The following is a 15,963-nucleotide window of genomic DNA, read 5'->3' as shown; positions in this document are numbered from 1 at the left end:
AGAAAAGAAAATGTGATGTGTACAACAAAGCCTCATAAAAGTGGTGAATATCAGCTTCCTAGATCTTACAGAGCTAGAGATGACAGAGAAAATCAATGAAATTGAATTTATAGTGAGTTGCTTGCATGTTACTGATCAAACCCTTATTGGCTTTTAGACCCAATAAACTCGATTGGATTTTTGCGAGCAAAACTTTCATTGCAGGAATGCTGGCACTCTATATCGCATTTGAGCTCAACCTGAGCTATCCGATTTGGGCGATTGGTACAGTCTTTGTGATTGCCAATCCTTATTCGGGCATGATGGCATCAAAAAGTATCTATCGAATTTTAGGAACCTTGATCGGAGCAATTTTTGCTATCGCAGTGATGCCTCATTTGGTTAATACCCCTTGGTTATTTACCTTTGTATTGGCAACTTGGGTGGGGATCTGTCTATATCTGTCTTTAATCGACCGATCACCACGCAGTTATGTGGTGATGTTAGCGGGTTATACCGCAGTGATTATTTGTTTTAACTCGATTTATTATATCGAGACGGTGTCGATTTTCGATATGGCAGTGGGTCGTTTCTTAGAAATCTCGTTGGGTGTGGTGTGTAGTGCTGTGGTCTCTGCCACTATATTTCCTATGCATATTGGGCCTGTGGTCGAACTCCGTGTCACTAAAACCATGCAAGACACTAAACAGGCTTTTGACTCAATTTTGTCTGATCCCGCACATACAGATAATTATACTCAGCTATTGACCAATATCACGCGTGATACAACAGATATTCATAGTATGGCTGTGCATTTAAGTTATGAAACTTCAAAATTTAAGGGCATGACCAAACCACTCCAAGAGTTGCTACATCAAGTGACGATGTTAGTGGCTAACTTGGTCGCAATGTCAGAACGGATCAAGCAACTGGATCAAATTGATTTAGCTTATCGTCCGTATCTGCTTGAGTTTCATCAAAAGATTGATGATTTTTTAGAAGGTGAGAATGCCATTCTTGAAGATGAGCTTAAGCACTTACCTGAACATTTTGACCAAGAATTTCAAACCATCACTGAACATGCAACTGCTAAACAACAGGTGATTTTGGGCAGTCTAAAAATGGATATTCGCCATTTTATTCAAAATGTTCGTGCAGTGAAGTTTATTTGGCAATGCATGCAGCAAGGTAATCATAGCTTACCTGAATCCATTGTACCTTTAACCACAACTTATCCCAGTTTACATCGTGATTATGGCGTTGCGGTACGTGGCGGGATATCGGCATTTTTAACCACCAACATTGCCTGTGCATTTTGGATTTTAAGTGGCTGGAAAATGGGCTTTATGGTGGCAGAAATGGCCGCAATTACAGCATGTATTTTGACCTTTTTAGATGACCCTGTACCTGCACTAAAAATATTTATCCGCTCCAGTATTTATGCCGCTATTTTGGTTTTTATTTATGCGTATGGGATTTTTCCGCATATCACTGCATTTTGGGAGTTAGCCGTTGTATTAGCCCCCTTTATTATGTTCTGTGTGATGTTGTATTTACATCCGCCTTTGCATGCACTGGGTTTACCGCTGATTATGAGTACGATTATGGGGTTAAATCTGCAAAACCGTTATTTGATGGATCAGATCACCTTTTTTGATGCTTCGATTGCAACCGTGATTGGGCCGATTATCACGGTTTGTATCATGCAAATGGTACGTTCAATGTCTCCTGAGATGACGGTAAAACGGATGTTGGCGTTACACTATAAAGCCATGCGGGAAAGTATTGCGATGTCTTATGGAACGGGCTTTAGAATACATTTACGTAGCATGCTTGATCGTATTGGCGTGTTAAATACCAAATTGATTCAGTCAGAACAGCTCAAAATCGAAATTAACAATGCTTTGATTGAGTCGAGTGCCGCAATTGATTTAACCCGTTTGCAGGAGCTGGTCCAAAAATTGTCGCCTGAATCTACGACGACCAGTGCAATTGTTAAATTACAAGGCCTACTTAACCAGTGGTTAAGCGAAAAAGCAATAACTCAGCCTGATGATAATTTACGACAGGCATTGATTCAGCAATTTGCTCAAGTCTTGCAAGATGCGCAAGCGGTAGGTGATCAAGATATCCGACAGCGTATAGAAATTTCTGTGAATAATATTCGCAATAGTATTTGTCATATTCATCTGGTTGATGCGCAACCTTCAACTGTTTTATTGGGAGCATAAATATGGGTGAGCTCAACATTTATGGTGTTTATGTCCCAATATTTTTAATTCAAGCAATTCTGGCATTCATCATCTGGAAAGTGGTGTGTATTGGTACAGATCGCTTGGTTGAAAAAGAATGGATTGCATTACCTGGAATTTTTAACATCTGTATCTATCTGATTTTATTGTGGTCGATTCATTGGGTGTTTATTCAGGTGACGACTTAGCCGCTGTAATAGAGCTGATTTACTTTTAAGTTTAATGATTGGAAAATTGAAATGAATACGTTTGACATACGTAAGGCAATCCGGCCGATATCATTGGGTATCGTGGTAATTATTGCGATATTTTGTGCGCTGCATATCTGGAATTACTACAATGCAGAACCTTGGACACGTGATGGGCGTGTTCGTGGCGATGTTATTCAAGTGTCTTCTGATATTGCTGGTTTAGTCACAGAGGTGATGGTTCAAGATAACCAAACCGTGAAAAAAGGGCAGGTGCTTTTTAAAATTGATTTAGCACGCCAAACTTTAGACGTGGAACAAGCAAAATCAGATCTTGCAAAAGCCCAGTCAGGACTGGCTGAAGCTGAAGCGGGGCTTGCTGAGGCAAAAGCCAATATTGTGAAGTCAAAAGCCAATATCAATCTTGCAGATAAAAATGCACGCCGATATGCAGACCTGATGAATGGTGCGATCTCTAAACAAGAACAAGATCAAATGTTTGCTACACGAGATCAGTCCCATGCAGAGCATCAGCAATTGCAAGCTGCGGTACAACAAGCAGAAGCCAATATCAAACAACAAAAAGCTTTGATTGAAGCAGCAACCAGTAGTGTACATTTGGCGCAATTGAATATGCAACGTTCAGAAGTGATTGCACCTGCAGATGGAACATTATCAAATTTTGATTTGCGCGCAGGGAATTATGTCAAAGTTGGGCAAGCTGTTGCCGCTTTACTTGATCGTAAACAGCTCTATGTTGTGGGATATTTTGAAGAAACCAAACTCAATAAAATACATCTAGGTGATCCTGCAACAGTACAACTCATGGGCGATTCTTTGAAATATAAAGGCCATGTTCAAGGGATTGCTTCAGGGATTGAGGATCGTGAACGGACCACTTCATCAGGCTTATTGGCCAATGTAAATCCAACATTCAGCTGGGTACGTTTGGCTCAACGGGTACCTGTGAAAATTATTTTAGATGAAGTGCCCCATGATTCATTGGCCTTTGTCGCAGGACGTACCGTGACAGTACATATTTTAGAACAAGCAAAAAAATAACCAGCATCCATCATTAAACTTTGATCTTGAAGCCCATTGAAAAATGGGTTTTTTTATAGATTTAGGTCTGCCATAGCGGGCATATTAATTTCCTTAACACAGCTGGCTTGACTGGTGGATAAGATAAATTTGATGGCAAGAATAACATCCTGTAAGGGAATTAACTCATGACTACTCTGTTGTAAAACCTCATCCACAGATGTATTTAGATCAAACTCAGTGGCCAAGTAGCCTAAATTTAATATACTCACCCCAATCTGGTCTTTGCGTAAACTTTCTCGGAGCGAATGGACAATGCCTCTGAGGGCAAATTTGCTGGCTGAAAAGACCACTTCTTTGCCGTTATGATTATCTAGTCCCCACGTAGAACCAATCAAGATAATTTTTGCATTTGGAGACAATCTAAGATTCTCAATCAAGGATTGAATTGCCAAAATACAGGATTGAATATTGGTATGAATTAAATTTGATATTTCAATGTCAGTACATTGTTCAAAGTCATAATCTGCTTGAAAGGCTTTTGTTTCCCAGATCCCGACATTGTAAATCAGATAATCTATAGGCTGATTTTGAATTTGATTTTTAACTACATCCCGAGCATGTTCAGGTTTTGATAAATCAGCAGAGATCCATTTGAAATGAGCAAGGTCGCACTGTGGTTGAGAACGTGAAATACCAAAAACCAGATCTTGTGTTTGAGGTACTGCGTGTAAAATAGCTTGTCCCAAGCCTTTGCTTACACCATAGATGACATAGGTTTTTGACATTTTTAATGCTCAGTTTAAGGGGTAATTCCTTCTGGGTTTCGATACCAACTTTCAATAAATAAAGCAGCTGCAATACTATCCGCTGCTAATTTCTTTGCTCGCCCTTGCGCGTGGTAATGATCGAGTTCATCTCGTGCTTCACGTGTAGTTAAGCGCTCATCGACCATCAGGGTTTCAATATTGGTTTGATGGCGTAAACGTCGTGCAAATTTGCGTGCGCGTGTGGATAATTCTGACTCGGAATCATCCATATTTAACGGTAAGCCGACCAGAAATAAATTCGGTTGATGCTGTTTGATGATCTTAAGCAGTTCATCCCAATTGGGGATACCATCTTTCATTGGAAAAAGTGCAAGCGGTGTTGCACTTTCAATCATGGAGGAACCTACAGCCATTCCCGTTTTTTGTGTACCAAAATCAAATGCAATAATCAGTTGTGGGGAATTTAAATCAGGCATGTCCAATCTCAGAAGATAACCAAGTACGATCAATCCCTATTTTACGATAAGCAGCATCCCAACGGTCGGTATAAGGCAAATTAAACACCAAATCCATATCTGAATCACAAATCAACCAATCGCCACGGGTAATTTCATCTTCAAGTTGATTCTTGCTCCAGCTGGCATAGCCCAATGCAATTTGATAACGACCAACACCTTCATTGTGTGCAATCGCATCTAAAATATCTTTGCTGGTGGTAATACACAGGTTTTCACCCACGGCAATAGATGAATGCCAGGTCGGTTGTCCTGTATGAATCACAAAACCCGCTTCAGGGCGTAATGGGCCACCTTGTAAGACTTCATGCGGATGCACATTATCTGCTTCAATTTCTAAGTCATTCAAAAGTTCTTTGACTTGAATACCTGAAGGTCGATTGATAATAATACCTTGCGCACCATCTTCATCATGACGGGCAAGATAGATTACCGTATTGGCAAAGAAATCATCAGCAAGATCAGGTGGTGCAATCAAGCAGCGATGAGAAAGATATTGTTTTGGCACCGATATGCAACTCCTTTTCAATCCGCTTAAATAATTTTAATTGTTCAAATAAAATCTATACCTATATAAATAGCACAATTAATATCAATAGGTTGTGAATATTTTAAAAGCCTGTAAAAACAGCTCAAGTTTTTCATCAATATGTTTAAAATATAAACAAAATGGTGTCTAAATAAAAATACGTATCTCTATAAAAGCGATGCAATAGGGCGAGCGAATAGATGAAAGCGCTTATATTCCAAAATAGGAATAAAAAAACCAGTCGCGTGCTGACTGGTTTTTATATGGGTATTCTTTTTTATACGCTAGATTGAAGTATTAAGACGGCTGAAATTTTAATTGTCTTAATTGTTTTGCATGTTGCAAGGTGGTTTCACCGATTTCAATACCACCCGTCATTCGTGCCAATTCTAAAATAAGTTGCTCTTCTTCTAGTGCAACGATGGTACTACTTGCAGGATCTGTTTGCAGTTTTTTCACCAATAGGTGTTGATCGGACTGGGCCGCAACTTGAGCTTGGTGAGTAATACATAAAATTTGAACGTGTTGACCTAAGCCGGCCAATAAGCGCCCGACAATTTCAGCGGTACCACCACTGATTCCGACATCAATCTCATCAAACACTAAAACTTCTGCTTCAGTTTTTTCGGCATTCATCACTTGCATGACCAGTGCAATACGTGACAGCTCACCACCAGAAGCAACACGTGCCAGTGGTTGAGGTGGAATACCTTTATTGGCAGTAAAGAGTAATTGAATAAAGCTTAAACCTTCCGCAGAAGCCTGTTCCAATGGTTCAAATTTAAATTCAAAATGCGCTTCTGGTAGCGCCAGTTGTTTGACTTGCTCAGTCAGTTGCTTGGCTAAAGGTTCAGCGGCATTACGACGAATCTGATCTAAATGTTGTGCTTTCTCTACAAACACTTGATGAGATTGTTCAACTTGCTCAGCGAGGGTTTCAGGATCTTCAAGTTGATGTAGTTGCTCTAATTCATTTTGCCATGTTTCATATTGTTGTTTGAGTTCATCGGGTTGAATACGGTATTTACGTGCCAAGCGATGAAAGACTTCGAGTTGTGTATTTAACTCATCCATACGTTCAGGATCAAAACTTTGACGGTCTATAAACTGACGTAAATTTGCCGTTGCGTCATCAATTTCACTTTGTGCGTTGATCAATGAATTGTAAATTTCAGACAGCAGTTCACTTCGTCCAGCATGCGATTCTAAACGTCGAATAATTGAAGAAATTTCTTGAGTAATATTTTGTTCAGATTCATCAAGAACATTTAAGCTATAGCCACAGTCTTGCATGATGTGTTCATGGTGACTTAAACGATCAAATTCTTGTTCGATTTCTTTATAATCAATACGAATGACATCTTCGAGTTCTTCAAGTTGTAATTTTAAAGTATCAATACGTTGCAGACGGTTGGCTTGTGCATCAATTGCTGCTTGATGTGTACGAATATTTTTTTGCCAAGTGCTATACGCATCCCGCACATCTTGGGCAGGCTGATAAAAATTACTATAACGATCTAACCAATGCTTCGGGTAGGGTGGCTCAAGCAGTTGTTGTTGGCTATGTTGGCTGTATAGCTGTACCAAAAGGCGGCCAAGTTCTTTTAATTCAGCGAGGCTGCTAGGACGACCATTGATCCATGCTTTGCTGCGACCTGTTGCAAAGATCACCCGTCTTAAATGAATTTCACCAGATTCATCATCTAATTCATGGGTGTTGAGCCAATTTGCTTCTGGACTTTGTGCTTGGTAGCTAAAAACGGTGGTAATGTCGGCTTTTTCAGCACCATAACGCACATAATTGGTATCGGTACGCTCACCTAAACAGGCTGACAACGCATCTAATAATAATGATTTACCCGCACCTGTTTCACCTGTAAGCACGTTGAACCCTTGCTCGATATCAATAGCAAGGTTATCAGCTAAAGCAAAATTGATCAGATTTAAGTGTGTCAGCATAAACGCATCCAAGCTGCGAACGGTGAAGTTCTAAGATAGTGAAGTTTTGTTGTGGTCACAAGTCAGAACGTATTCTAATACGAAGTAATTTTAAGCATTCTAAATAATTTTAATATGAAAATGTAATTTCCTTTGCTTAAGTTGCCAGTAAAAACATCAAAATAGATAAATCCTGTTGAATTAGATAAAAAATGAAGCAAATATTTAGATTTTTTATGACTGATTTTATGCAACAGACATTTGAATCTATTGATCTGCATCTTTTATCAGCCAATATTGAAACAAGACATTTCTTCAGTCTAAGTAGGGAATAAATTGAGCATCCACAGGATTGGTATTCTTGGTGACGTGTATTGTGGTTTTGGGTCTTTATTGTTAGAGAAGCTTAAGCTTTGATCTAAGCGGACTGATAAAGCAGAGCAAAAATAGAAATAGCTTAACCTTAAAAACATAGATTGATTAGTTTGCGGAGCAACATTAAACTACATCGAACATAATTTTTATAAATGCGCATTATCTGGAGAATACGCATGTCAGCTCAGTATGATCATGTATCAGTAGTTAAAAAATCTAATGTATATTTTGGCGGTTTATGTATTAGCCACACTGTGCAGTTTGAAGACGGAACCAAAAAGACTTTAGGGGTCATTCTTCCAACAGAAGAAGCTTTAACATTTGAAACACATGTGCCTGAACGCATGGAAATTATTTCTGGTGAATGTCGCGTTAAAATCGCAGACAGTGAAGAAAGTGAGTTGTTCCGCGCAGGTCAGTCATTCTATGTGCCTGGTAATAGTCGTTTTAAAATTGAAACGGATGACGTTTTAGACTACGTTTGCCATTTAGAAGGCTAATTAAAAAAGCTTTGCTTAAAACAGACACTAAATTAGGCAAAGAATTTTTAAGCGAAATCGGTTAAACTAAAGCATCAAATAGAATCCTGTAAAGTTGGCTTTGCAGGATTTTTCATTTCTATCATCATGTTGTTAATGAGGTTGTTCATGGCGAAGTCCGAATATTATTATGGCGTTCATTCAGTGGAGTCATTATTGGAGTTAGAACCTGAACGTGTTTTAACCTTATTTACCTTAAAAGGTCGTGATGATCAGCGTTTACAGCGCATTCTCCAACTTGCAGAGCCTTTTGGAATCAGTGTCCAAAAAGCAAGTCGCGATAGTTTGGAAAAATTGGCAGGTCAACCTTTTCATCAAGGCGTGGTCGCAGCTGTTCGCCCACACCCTGTATTAAATGAAAAAGATTTAGATCAGCTTTTAGAATCAACCCAACAACCTTTATTGTTGGCTTTAGACCATATTACGGATCCGCATAATCTAGGCGCATGTATTCGTACAGCGGCAGCTATGGGCGTGGAGGCGGTGATTGTACCGCGTGACCGTGCAGCAACATTAACCCCGACTGCACGTAAAGTTGCAGCAGGTGGGGCTGAAAAAGTGAAGTTTATTCAAGTGACCAATTTGGCGCGTACGCTTGGACAAATCAAAGAAAATTATAATGTTCGTGTGGTCGGTACTATGCTTGATGAAAAAGCATTACCTATTCAGAAGTTTGATTTTACAGGAACACCAGTATGTGTGGTGATGGGTGCAGAGGATACTGGATTGCGTCCAATCACCCAATCGCAATGTGATCAAACTGTATTTATTCCGATGGCTGGAAACTTACAAAGTTTAAATGTAAGTGTGGCTACTGGTATGGCGTTGTATGAGGCATGCCGTCAACGTCAACAAAGTGAATGATTTAATTTAAATTATATTGGTAAGATTAGAGAAGCAACATGATGACCTCCCGTACCCAAGGCTACATGTATGTCGCCATTACAATGTGTATTTGGGGAGGTTTTACGATTACCTCAAGACTGAATGCAATTTGGCATATCAGTCCATGGGATATCACAGCATTACGCTTTTCTTTGGCATTTTGTATTCTGATGCCGATTTTAATCTATAAAAAAGACACGGCTTTCCTATTTAACAAACAACCCTTTATTTTGGCGATGATTGGCGGTGTTGCCTATTGTTTGACGTCATATAGCGCGTTTCACTTTGTCCCTGCGGCACATGCTGCCATTTTTTTAAATGGTTGTATTCCATTGTGTACAGCTTTGGCTGGTTTCTTACTTTATCGCCAACCATTTGATAAACATATATGGATCAGTTTAATCATCATGCTTTCTGCGATTTCTGTGATGAGTTTTTTGATGTATAGAGAAACAGGCGTTGCTTTTGGTATTGGTGATTTACTGTTTTTTATCAGTGCAATTTGGTGGGGGACTTTTACCGTATTATTGCGTCAATGGCAACTTTCCGCATGGCACGCCATGGCAGGTGTTGCGATTTGGTCGGCGATCGTTTATGTCCCAATTTATTTGTTGTTTTTGCCTAAACATTTAGATCAAGTGTCCACACCACATTTGGTCATGCAAACGTTGTTTCATGGTATTTTTGTAGTGATCATTGCGACTTTGGCCTATGTCGAAGCAATTAAACGATTAGGTGCTTTTAAAACAGGCAGTATCGTCACACTTGCGCCTTTTATTGCCGCAATTATCGCCGTACCCTTGTTAAATGAACCGATAAGCCTTGCAATGCTGTGCGGCTTGATTGGTATGGGCATTGGTGCTTTACAACCGTGGCGTTGGTTTACACATAAAGACAGTTTGCAGCAGCAGTTAGATAAGAAGAAATAGATCAAACAGGTTAAATTGCTACAAAATTGATTGATAAAAATCTATTTTAAAATGATGAGACACACAATTTACTGCTGTGCCTGTTTTAGATACTGTTGATGTAAAGACTCTAATCTCGCATATAGATGATCAATATGCCCATCATTGAGCACAATATCATCTGCTAATTTTTGTTTTTCATGGCGTGGCATTTGGGCTGCAATAATTTTCTGAATTTGTTCGATGGATTGGCCATCTCGTTGTGAAGCACGTAAGATTTGCATGTCTTCACTGGCATCAATCAGTAGAGAGCGCAGGGTGAGTTCATGTTGATTGGTTTCAAACAGTAGCGGTGAAACCAAAATCACATAAGGACTGGTTGCTGCTTGTAATTGTTGAATAATCTCAGCGCGAATCGCAGGATGGGTAATTGATTCAAGTTGTTGTCGTGCTAATGGGTCTTTAAAAATATGTTCTCTCAATGCACGACGATCAAGCTCCCCAGTGTTTAATAGTACCCAATCCCCAAAAACCTCTTTAATTTGTTGAAGCGCGGGTTGTCCTTTTTCAACAATTTCTCTTGCAACAATATCTGCATCAACAACTGTAATCCCTTGGGTTTCAAACCATTGACTTGCTGCGGATTTACCGCTACCAATTCCACCTGTTAAACCCAAGATAAACGTCATTGCGCATTCCTAATACTGTGTTGAAATTATTGACCCAAATATACTTTCATAATTTGCTCACCCCATAAAAACGCAATCCATCCTGCAATTGCAATATAAGGACCAAAGGCAAAAGGCACATTTTCTTTACGAATCTTAAGTAAAATAATACCAATGATCGCACCCACTACAGAAGACAGTAGGATAATTAACGGTAACATCAATGGCCCCATCCAAGCGCCAAGTGCAGCAAGCAGCTTAAAGTCACCATAGCCCATGCCTTCTTTACCTGTCACTATTTTAAATAGATAGTAGACAATCCAAAGACACAGGAAGCCAATAATATAACCCCAAATTGCAGCACTTGCTGTTGTATATAAATGGAATGAGTTAATACCTAAACCTATTGCAGCCAAGGTTAAGGTAAAACGGTCTGGGAGCAATTGAGTGTCAAAATCAATAAAAGTAAGCGTGATCAGCACCCATGTCAGTAGCACACCAAAAACCATTTGTAGCGTTGGACCGTAAACAGCAACGACTGTCAATGAACACACCGCAGTTAAAAGCTCAACCAATGGATAACGAATACTAATCGGGTTTTGACACGAAGCGCATTTGCCTCTTAAAACCAACCAACTGATGATGGGGATATTTTGATACCAACGAATTGGAGTTTTGCATTGGGGACAGGTAGAGGCTGGTTGACTCAGGCTGAGCTTTTCTTCATCAATCACAATCTGTTGTGAGCCTGTCAGTAGTTGGCATTCTGCATGCCATTCCTGTCGCCATTCTTTTTCCATCATCTTGGGGGTACGGTAAATGACTACATTTAAAAAACTACCAACACATAAGCCTAAAATACCAACAGTCAGATAGAGTGCTGTTGGTGATTGAATCAAAAAACTTAACAAATCATTAAACAAGTTCATCATTATCCGCCAACAATTGAGCCCATTTGGAAGATTGGAAGATACATTGCAATCACTAAGCCACCCACAAGTACGCCTAAGATGGCCATAATTAACGGCTCCATCATGGCGGTTAAACCATCAACAGCATTGTCGACTTCATTTTCAAAATGTGTTGCAACTTTATCTAACATTGCATCAAGCGCACCAGACTCTTCACCAATCGCCACCATTTGAATAGCCATAGAGGGAAATTTATTGGTGACACGCATGGCAAAGTTCAATTGTTGTCCAGTAGCAACATCCTCACGTATTTTCATTACTGCTTGTTCATAAACCACATTATTGGTCGCACCTGCGGTTGATTCTAACGCTTCAATGAGTGGTACCCCTGCGGCAAATGTTGTGGCAAGGGTACGGCAATAACGGGCAATAATGGCTTTATAAACCAAATCACCAAAAATAGGGGCTTTGAGTGCTGTTCGATCTAAAAAATTTTGAAACTTCTTACTGCGTTTTTTTGTTTCTAAGAATATGGCAATAATAATGCCAACAATCAGCAAAAATACAAACCAATATTTTTGCATCCAGTTTGACATATTGACCACCATTTGAGTAAATGCGGGGAGGTTTGCACCAAAAGAGCTAAATAAATCCTGAAATACAGGCACTACTTTGACCATTAAAATAATGGTGACGATAAGTGCAACTACAATTACAGTGATTGGGTATTTCATGGCTTTTTTAATTTTTTGCTTGAGTAATTCACTTTTTTCTTTATAGATCGCCACACGATCAAGCATGGTTTCCAAAGCACCAGATTGTTCACCAGATTCGACCAATGAACAAAATAAGTTATCAAAATAACGTGGATATTTTCTTAACGCGCCAGCAAAAGTATTGCCTCCTTCAATCTCACCTTTGATTCCCAATACCACTTCACGCATAGAGGGGTTTTCTAAGCCTTCTGCAACGATTTCAAAGCTTTGTACTAAAGGTACACCGGCTTTCATCATTGTGGCGAGTTGACGAGTAAAAATGGTAATATCTAAAGTGGAAATGCCTTTTTTCATTAAACCTTCAAGAATATTTTTCCTTTTTTCCCGAATGGTTTTTATGGTGATGCCTTGTTTGCGTAGGGTGACTTTGGCAAGCGCCATATTTCTGGCTGGTAGCTCACCTTTGATTTGGATCCCTTTACGATCAACCCCGTCATAAGCAAATGTCGGCATCATTTGAGCTTTTTTAGCTGCCATCATAATTTCCTTGAATATTGATTATATTTATTCGCTGGTCACACGGTTAATTTCTTGTAAAGAAGTTAAGCCATTGATGACCTTAATTAAACCTGAACGTCTTAGATTATCAAACCCCAATTTCTCCGATGCCGCTGCAATTTGAAGTGCATTGCCATCTTCCATGATAATTTTTGAAATCTCAGGTGTTACTTTCATCACTTCGTAGATCCCGACACGACCTTTATAGCCTTCACGGCATTCATTACAGCCTACAGGTTGAAAAATTTGCAATTCAGGGTTGCTTAAATCTTGTTCAGTAAAGCCCATTTCTAACAGACTCTGCCTAGGGATTTCAACGGGTGCTTTACAATGATTACATAAACGTCTTGCCAATCGTTGTGCAATCACAAGATTGACTGAGGTGGCAATATTAAATGAAGGTACACCCATATTACGTAAACGGGTTAATGTTTCAGGTGCGCTGTTGGTATGTAGGGTAGACATCACCATATGCCCCGTTTGAGCAGCCTTGATCGCAATTTCAGCAGTTTCGAGGTCTCGAATCTCACCGACCATGATAATGTCAGGATCTTGACGTAGGAATGATTTCAAAGCGACTGAAAAACTAAGACCTGCTTTAAGATTGACATTGACTTGATTGATCCCTTCCAAGTTAATTTCCACTGGATCTTCAGCGGTGGAGATATTTGAACTTTCTGTATTGAGGATATTTAAACCTGTATAGAGGGAAACTGTTTTACCTGAACCCGTGGGTCCTGTAATCAGTAACATGCCTTGAGGTTTTTCTAAGGCCTCCATAAATAATGCTTTTTGCTTTTCCTCATAACCCAGCGCATCAATACCCAACATTGCGCTGGAAGGATCGAGAATACGCAACACCAATTTTTCGCCAAACAATGTCGGTAGTGAATTCACACGAAAATCAATAGCTTTGGTCTTTGAGAGTTTTAACTTAATACGACCATCTTGTGGAACACGTTTTTCTGAAATATCCATTCTAGACATCACTTTTAAACGTGAGGCCAAACGACTTGCCAATTGTAAGGGGGGATTGGTAATGGTTCTCAGTACACCATCTACACGATAACGCACCCGATAACTTTTTTCATAAGGTTCAAAGTGTAAATCTGATGCACCCATACGAATTGCATCAACCAAGAGTTTATTAATATATTTAACAATAGGTGCTTCTTCTTCAGATGCTTCGTCATCATCTTCTGATGGCGGTTGGTCATCAGTTGCGATGATATCAACATCAAAATCTTCATCACCAAAATTAAAACTTTCCTCTACCGTAAAGTGTTTTTCTAAATATTTTTCTAATTTATGATGTTCAATAATGATCGGTTCAATATTCAAACCGCAGTTAAAACGAATGGCATCCAGCGCTTCAATATTGGTCGGATCACTGGTGGCGACATATAAAATATTGCCACGTTGCACCAAAGGAATCACTTTATGTTTGCTAACTAAATTTGGATCAATAAGATCCTTGGGCAGCATTTCAGGATTGAAGCTGTCCAAATCAAAAATGGGCTCACCAAATTCTTGGGAGATCATTTCAGCAATGATCAGTGGCTGTATATTGAGTTTTTCACTGAGATAGGCAACGATACTCACTTTATTTTTTTGAGCATTACTGAGCGCATCTTTCATTTGCTGGGCAGATAAAAAACCTTCGTCGACTAAGCGACGGATATATCCCGAAAACTTAGGTGAACCATTTTGCATAGACATCCCCAAAACACATTAAATTTCATTTTATAATTGGAATACGAAAATTATACGATGATCCTTAGAAATATCTAGAATTAAACGTATTTTTTATAGAAACATATTTGAAAATAACTTGAGCCAATCAGGCTTTTTGGCATTATCTTTGAAATGATTTATGTTTCATTCCTTATTATTAAAGCATGACTTTAAATGAGATGACTGAATTGATAAAGAAAAAATACTTTAAAAATATAAATTCCGTGTAGAATGTGCACATTTTCGATAAAAGGTTAGATGTATGTCGGGTTCGACTATTACTCCTTGGGTTGTCGGCAATTGGAAAATGAACCCAATGCAAGCGAATTCGCAACAGCTCATTCAAGATTTAAATCAGTATTTACAACAATCACCGATTACAGAACAACAATGTCATATTGGTGTTGCTCCTATTTCTATTGCATTACTGTCTGTGCAAAAATTACTTAAAGATGCACATTCACCAGTCAAAGTTGTCGCACAAGATCTTTCTCAAATGGCAGGCACAGGCGCTTATACCGGCGAAGTGAGTGCTGAACTGCTCAAAGACAGCCAGATTGATTATGTGTTGATTGGGCACTCAGAACGTCGAGAAATTTTTGGCGATGATGTTACAAAAATTAAAGCAAAATTATCAAATGCTTTAAATGCTGGGCTTCAAGTGATTTATTGTGTAGGTGAAAGCTTAGAACAACGTGAAGCAGGGCAGGCAGAGCAGGTGGTCTTACAACAAATTTGCGATCTCGCAGCGGTTGTAAAAGCAGAGCAATGGCACAATATTGTGATTGCCTATGAACCGATTTGGGCGATTGGAACAGGTAAAACAGCTTCTCCACAAGATGCTCAGGCAATGCATGCAAAAATTCGCGAAGGTTTAACTCAAATTACGACCCAAACTCAACATATAGCGATTTTGTATGGCGGTAGTGTCAAACCTGAAAATGCAGTAGAGTTAGCTGCTTGTCCAGATATCAACGGTGCGCTGGTTGGTGGTGCATCACTTAATGCTGAGTCATTTTATAAAATTGCTCAAGCATTTGCTAAAACAGAAGAATAGGAGTTCAGCATGCATACATTTGTGCTGGTTGTACATATCATCTTGGCCGTTTTGATGATCGGGCTTATCCTCGTTCAACATGGTAAGGGTGCAGATGCAGGTGCATCATTTGGTGGCGGTGGTGCTGCAACAGTATTTGGTGCTTCAGGTTCTGCAAGCTTTTTAACTCGTTTAACTGCGATTCTCACGGCTTTGTTTTTTATCACTAGTTTAAGTTTGGCGGTGTTTGCTAAAAAACAAACTTCAGATGCGTATGGTTTAAAATCTGTACAGACCAGCTCTCAAACGGCACCAGCTGCACCAGCCAATACGGGTGAAACTTCACCAACTGCACCAAAAACTGGCGAATAATGCCATTTAGTTCTTTCTTTTTCTGAATGATGCGACTAGAATGCGTCAC

Annotated in this window: 16 protein-coding genes; 8 read left to right on the top strand and 8 right to left on the bottom strand. The window is 39.4% G+C overall.

Annotated elements, in window-relative coordinates; all coding sequences use genetic code 11:
* Positions 1-125: 125 nt before the first annotated feature.
* From ACQ7EO_RS19790 to ACQ7EO_RS19780, 3 genes are read left to right on the top strand one after another with little or no spacing between them, the layout of a single operon-like run.
* The gene (locus ACQ7EO_RS19790; protein WP_434278491.1) at positions 126-2,210 is read left to right on the top strand and encodes an FUSC family protein; all 2,085 of its coding nucleotides are present in this window, start codon (positions 126-128) and stop codon (positions 2,208-2,210) included.
* A 2-nt stretch (positions 2,211-2,212) separates the two neighbouring features.
* Positions 2,213-2,419 carry a DUF1656 domain-containing protein gene (locus tag ACQ7EO_RS19785; RefSeq protein ID WP_004718368.1) on the top strand — a complete coding sequence of 69 codons (207 nt, stop codon included), beginning with the start codon at positions 2,213-2,215 and terminating at the stop codon, positions 2,417-2,419.
* Positions 2,420-2,470: 51 nt separating this feature from the next.
* Positions 2,471-3,481, top strand: a complete 1,011-nt coding sequence (locus ACQ7EO_RS19780) for an HlyD family secretion protein (RefSeq protein WP_004818589.1) — start codon at positions 2,471-2,473, stop codon at positions 3,479-3,481.
* Positions 3,482-3,534: 53 nt separating this feature from the next.
* On the opposite strand, the gene ACQ7EO_RS19775 is transcribed toward ACQ7EO_RS19780, so the two are convergent.
* The 4 genes from ACQ7EO_RS19775 to recN form a co-directional block, all read right to left on the bottom strand.
* Complete coding sequence (locus ACQ7EO_RS19775; protein WP_434278488.1) at positions 3,535-4,248, bottom strand: SDR family NAD(P)-dependent oxidoreductase; 714 nt, start codon at positions 4,246-4,248, stop codon at positions 3,535-3,537.
* A gap of 14 nt (positions 4,249-4,262) precedes the next feature.
* On the bottom strand, positions 4,263-4,706 hold the full coding sequence (ruvX, locus tag ACQ7EO_RS19770; protein ID WP_315078954.1) for a Holliday junction resolvase RuvX: 444 nt from the start codon (positions 4,704-4,706) through the stop codon (positions 4,263-4,265).
* Entirely contained in the window at positions 4,699-5,253 is a 555-nt protein-coding gene (locus ACQ7EO_RS19765; protein WP_105714632.1) for a YqgE/AlgH family protein, read from the bottom strand. Before ACQ7EO_RS19765 ends, ruvX begins: the two co-directional genes overlap by 8 nt.
* A gap of 318 nt (positions 5,254-5,571) precedes the next feature.
* Entirely contained in the window at positions 5,572-7,233 is a 1,662-nt protein-coding gene (gene recN / locus ACQ7EO_RS19760; protein WP_434278485.1) for a DNA repair protein RecN, read from the bottom strand.
* Positions 7,234-7,763: 530 nt separating this feature from the next.
* Between recN and ACQ7EO_RS19755 the strand changes: the two genes are divergently transcribed.
* The 3 genes from ACQ7EO_RS19755 (at position 7,764) to ACQ7EO_RS19745 (ending at position 9,940) form a co-directional block, all read left to right on the top strand.
* Positions 7,764-8,087: a pyrimidine/purine nucleoside phosphorylase gene (locus ACQ7EO_RS19755; protein WP_004718357.1), complete on the top strand. Its 324-nt coding sequence runs from the start codon at positions 7,764-7,766 to the stop codon at positions 8,085-8,087.
* 147 nt (positions 8,088-8,234) lie between these two features.
* Complete coding sequence (rlmB, locus tag ACQ7EO_RS19750; protein WP_004818598.1) at positions 8,235-8,990, top strand: 23S rRNA (guanosine(2251)-2'-O)-methyltransferase RlmB; 756 nt, start codon at positions 8,235-8,237, stop codon at positions 8,988-8,990.
* Between the two features lie 38 nt (positions 8,991-9,028).
* Entirely contained in the window at positions 9,029-9,940 is a 912-nt protein-coding gene (locus ACQ7EO_RS19745; protein WP_434278483.1) for a DMT family transporter, read from the top strand.
* Positions 9,941-10,008: 68 nt separating this feature from the next.
* On the opposite strand, the gene coaE is transcribed toward ACQ7EO_RS19745, so the two are convergent.
* From coaE to pilB, 4 genes are read right to left on the bottom strand one after another with little or no spacing between them, the layout of a single operon-like run.
* Entirely contained in the window at positions 10,009-10,608 is a 600-nt protein-coding gene (coaE, locus tag ACQ7EO_RS19740; RefSeq protein ID WP_434278481.1) for a dephospho-CoA kinase, read from the bottom strand.
* A gap of 26 nt (positions 10,609-10,634) precedes the next feature.
* Positions 10,635-11,516 carry a prepilin peptidase gene (locus ACQ7EO_RS19735; protein WP_434278479.1) on the bottom strand — a complete coding sequence of 294 codons (882 nt, stop codon included), beginning with the start codon at positions 11,514-11,516 and terminating at the stop codon, positions 10,635-10,637.
* Positions 11,517-11,518: 2 nt separating this feature from the next.
* The gene (locus ACQ7EO_RS19730) at positions 11,519-12,751 is read right to left on the bottom strand and encodes a type II secretion system F family protein (protein ID WP_434278478.1); all 1,233 of its coding nucleotides are present in this window, start codon (positions 12,749-12,751) and stop codon (positions 11,519-11,521) included.
* 27 nt (positions 12,752-12,778) lie between these two features.
* Positions 12,779-14,491 carry a type IV-A pilus assembly ATPase PilB gene (gene pilB, locus ACQ7EO_RS19725; RefSeq protein WP_434278477.1) on the bottom strand — a complete coding sequence of 571 codons (1,713 nt, stop codon included), beginning with the start codon at positions 14,489-14,491 and terminating at the stop codon, positions 12,779-12,781.
* Positions 14,492-14,768: 277 nt separating this feature from the next.
* Between pilB and tpiA the strand changes: the two genes are divergently transcribed.
* Together tpiA and secG are read left to right on the top strand one after the other, a co-directional pair.
* On the top strand, positions 14,769-15,563 hold the full coding sequence (gene tpiA, locus ACQ7EO_RS19720) for a triose-phosphate isomerase (protein ID WP_434278475.1): 795 nt from the start codon (positions 14,769-14,771) through the stop codon (positions 15,561-15,563).
* 9 nt (positions 15,564-15,572) lie between these two features.
* A complete protein-coding gene (secG, locus tag ACQ7EO_RS19715) occupies positions 15,573-15,914 on the top strand; it encodes a preprotein translocase subunit SecG (RefSeq protein WP_034613616.1) in 342 nt (113 codons plus the stop codon).
* Positions 15,915-15,963 lie beyond the last annotated feature (49 nt).

The organism is Acinetobacter sp. CE-15 (assembly GCF_051059255.1).
GTDB lineage: Bacteria > Pseudomonadota > Gammaproteobacteria > Pseudomonadales > Moraxellaceae > Acinetobacter > Acinetobacter guillouiae.
The sequence above is the reverse complement of the archived record's forward strand: the minus strand, read 5'-3'. Positions and strand labels throughout refer to the sequence as shown.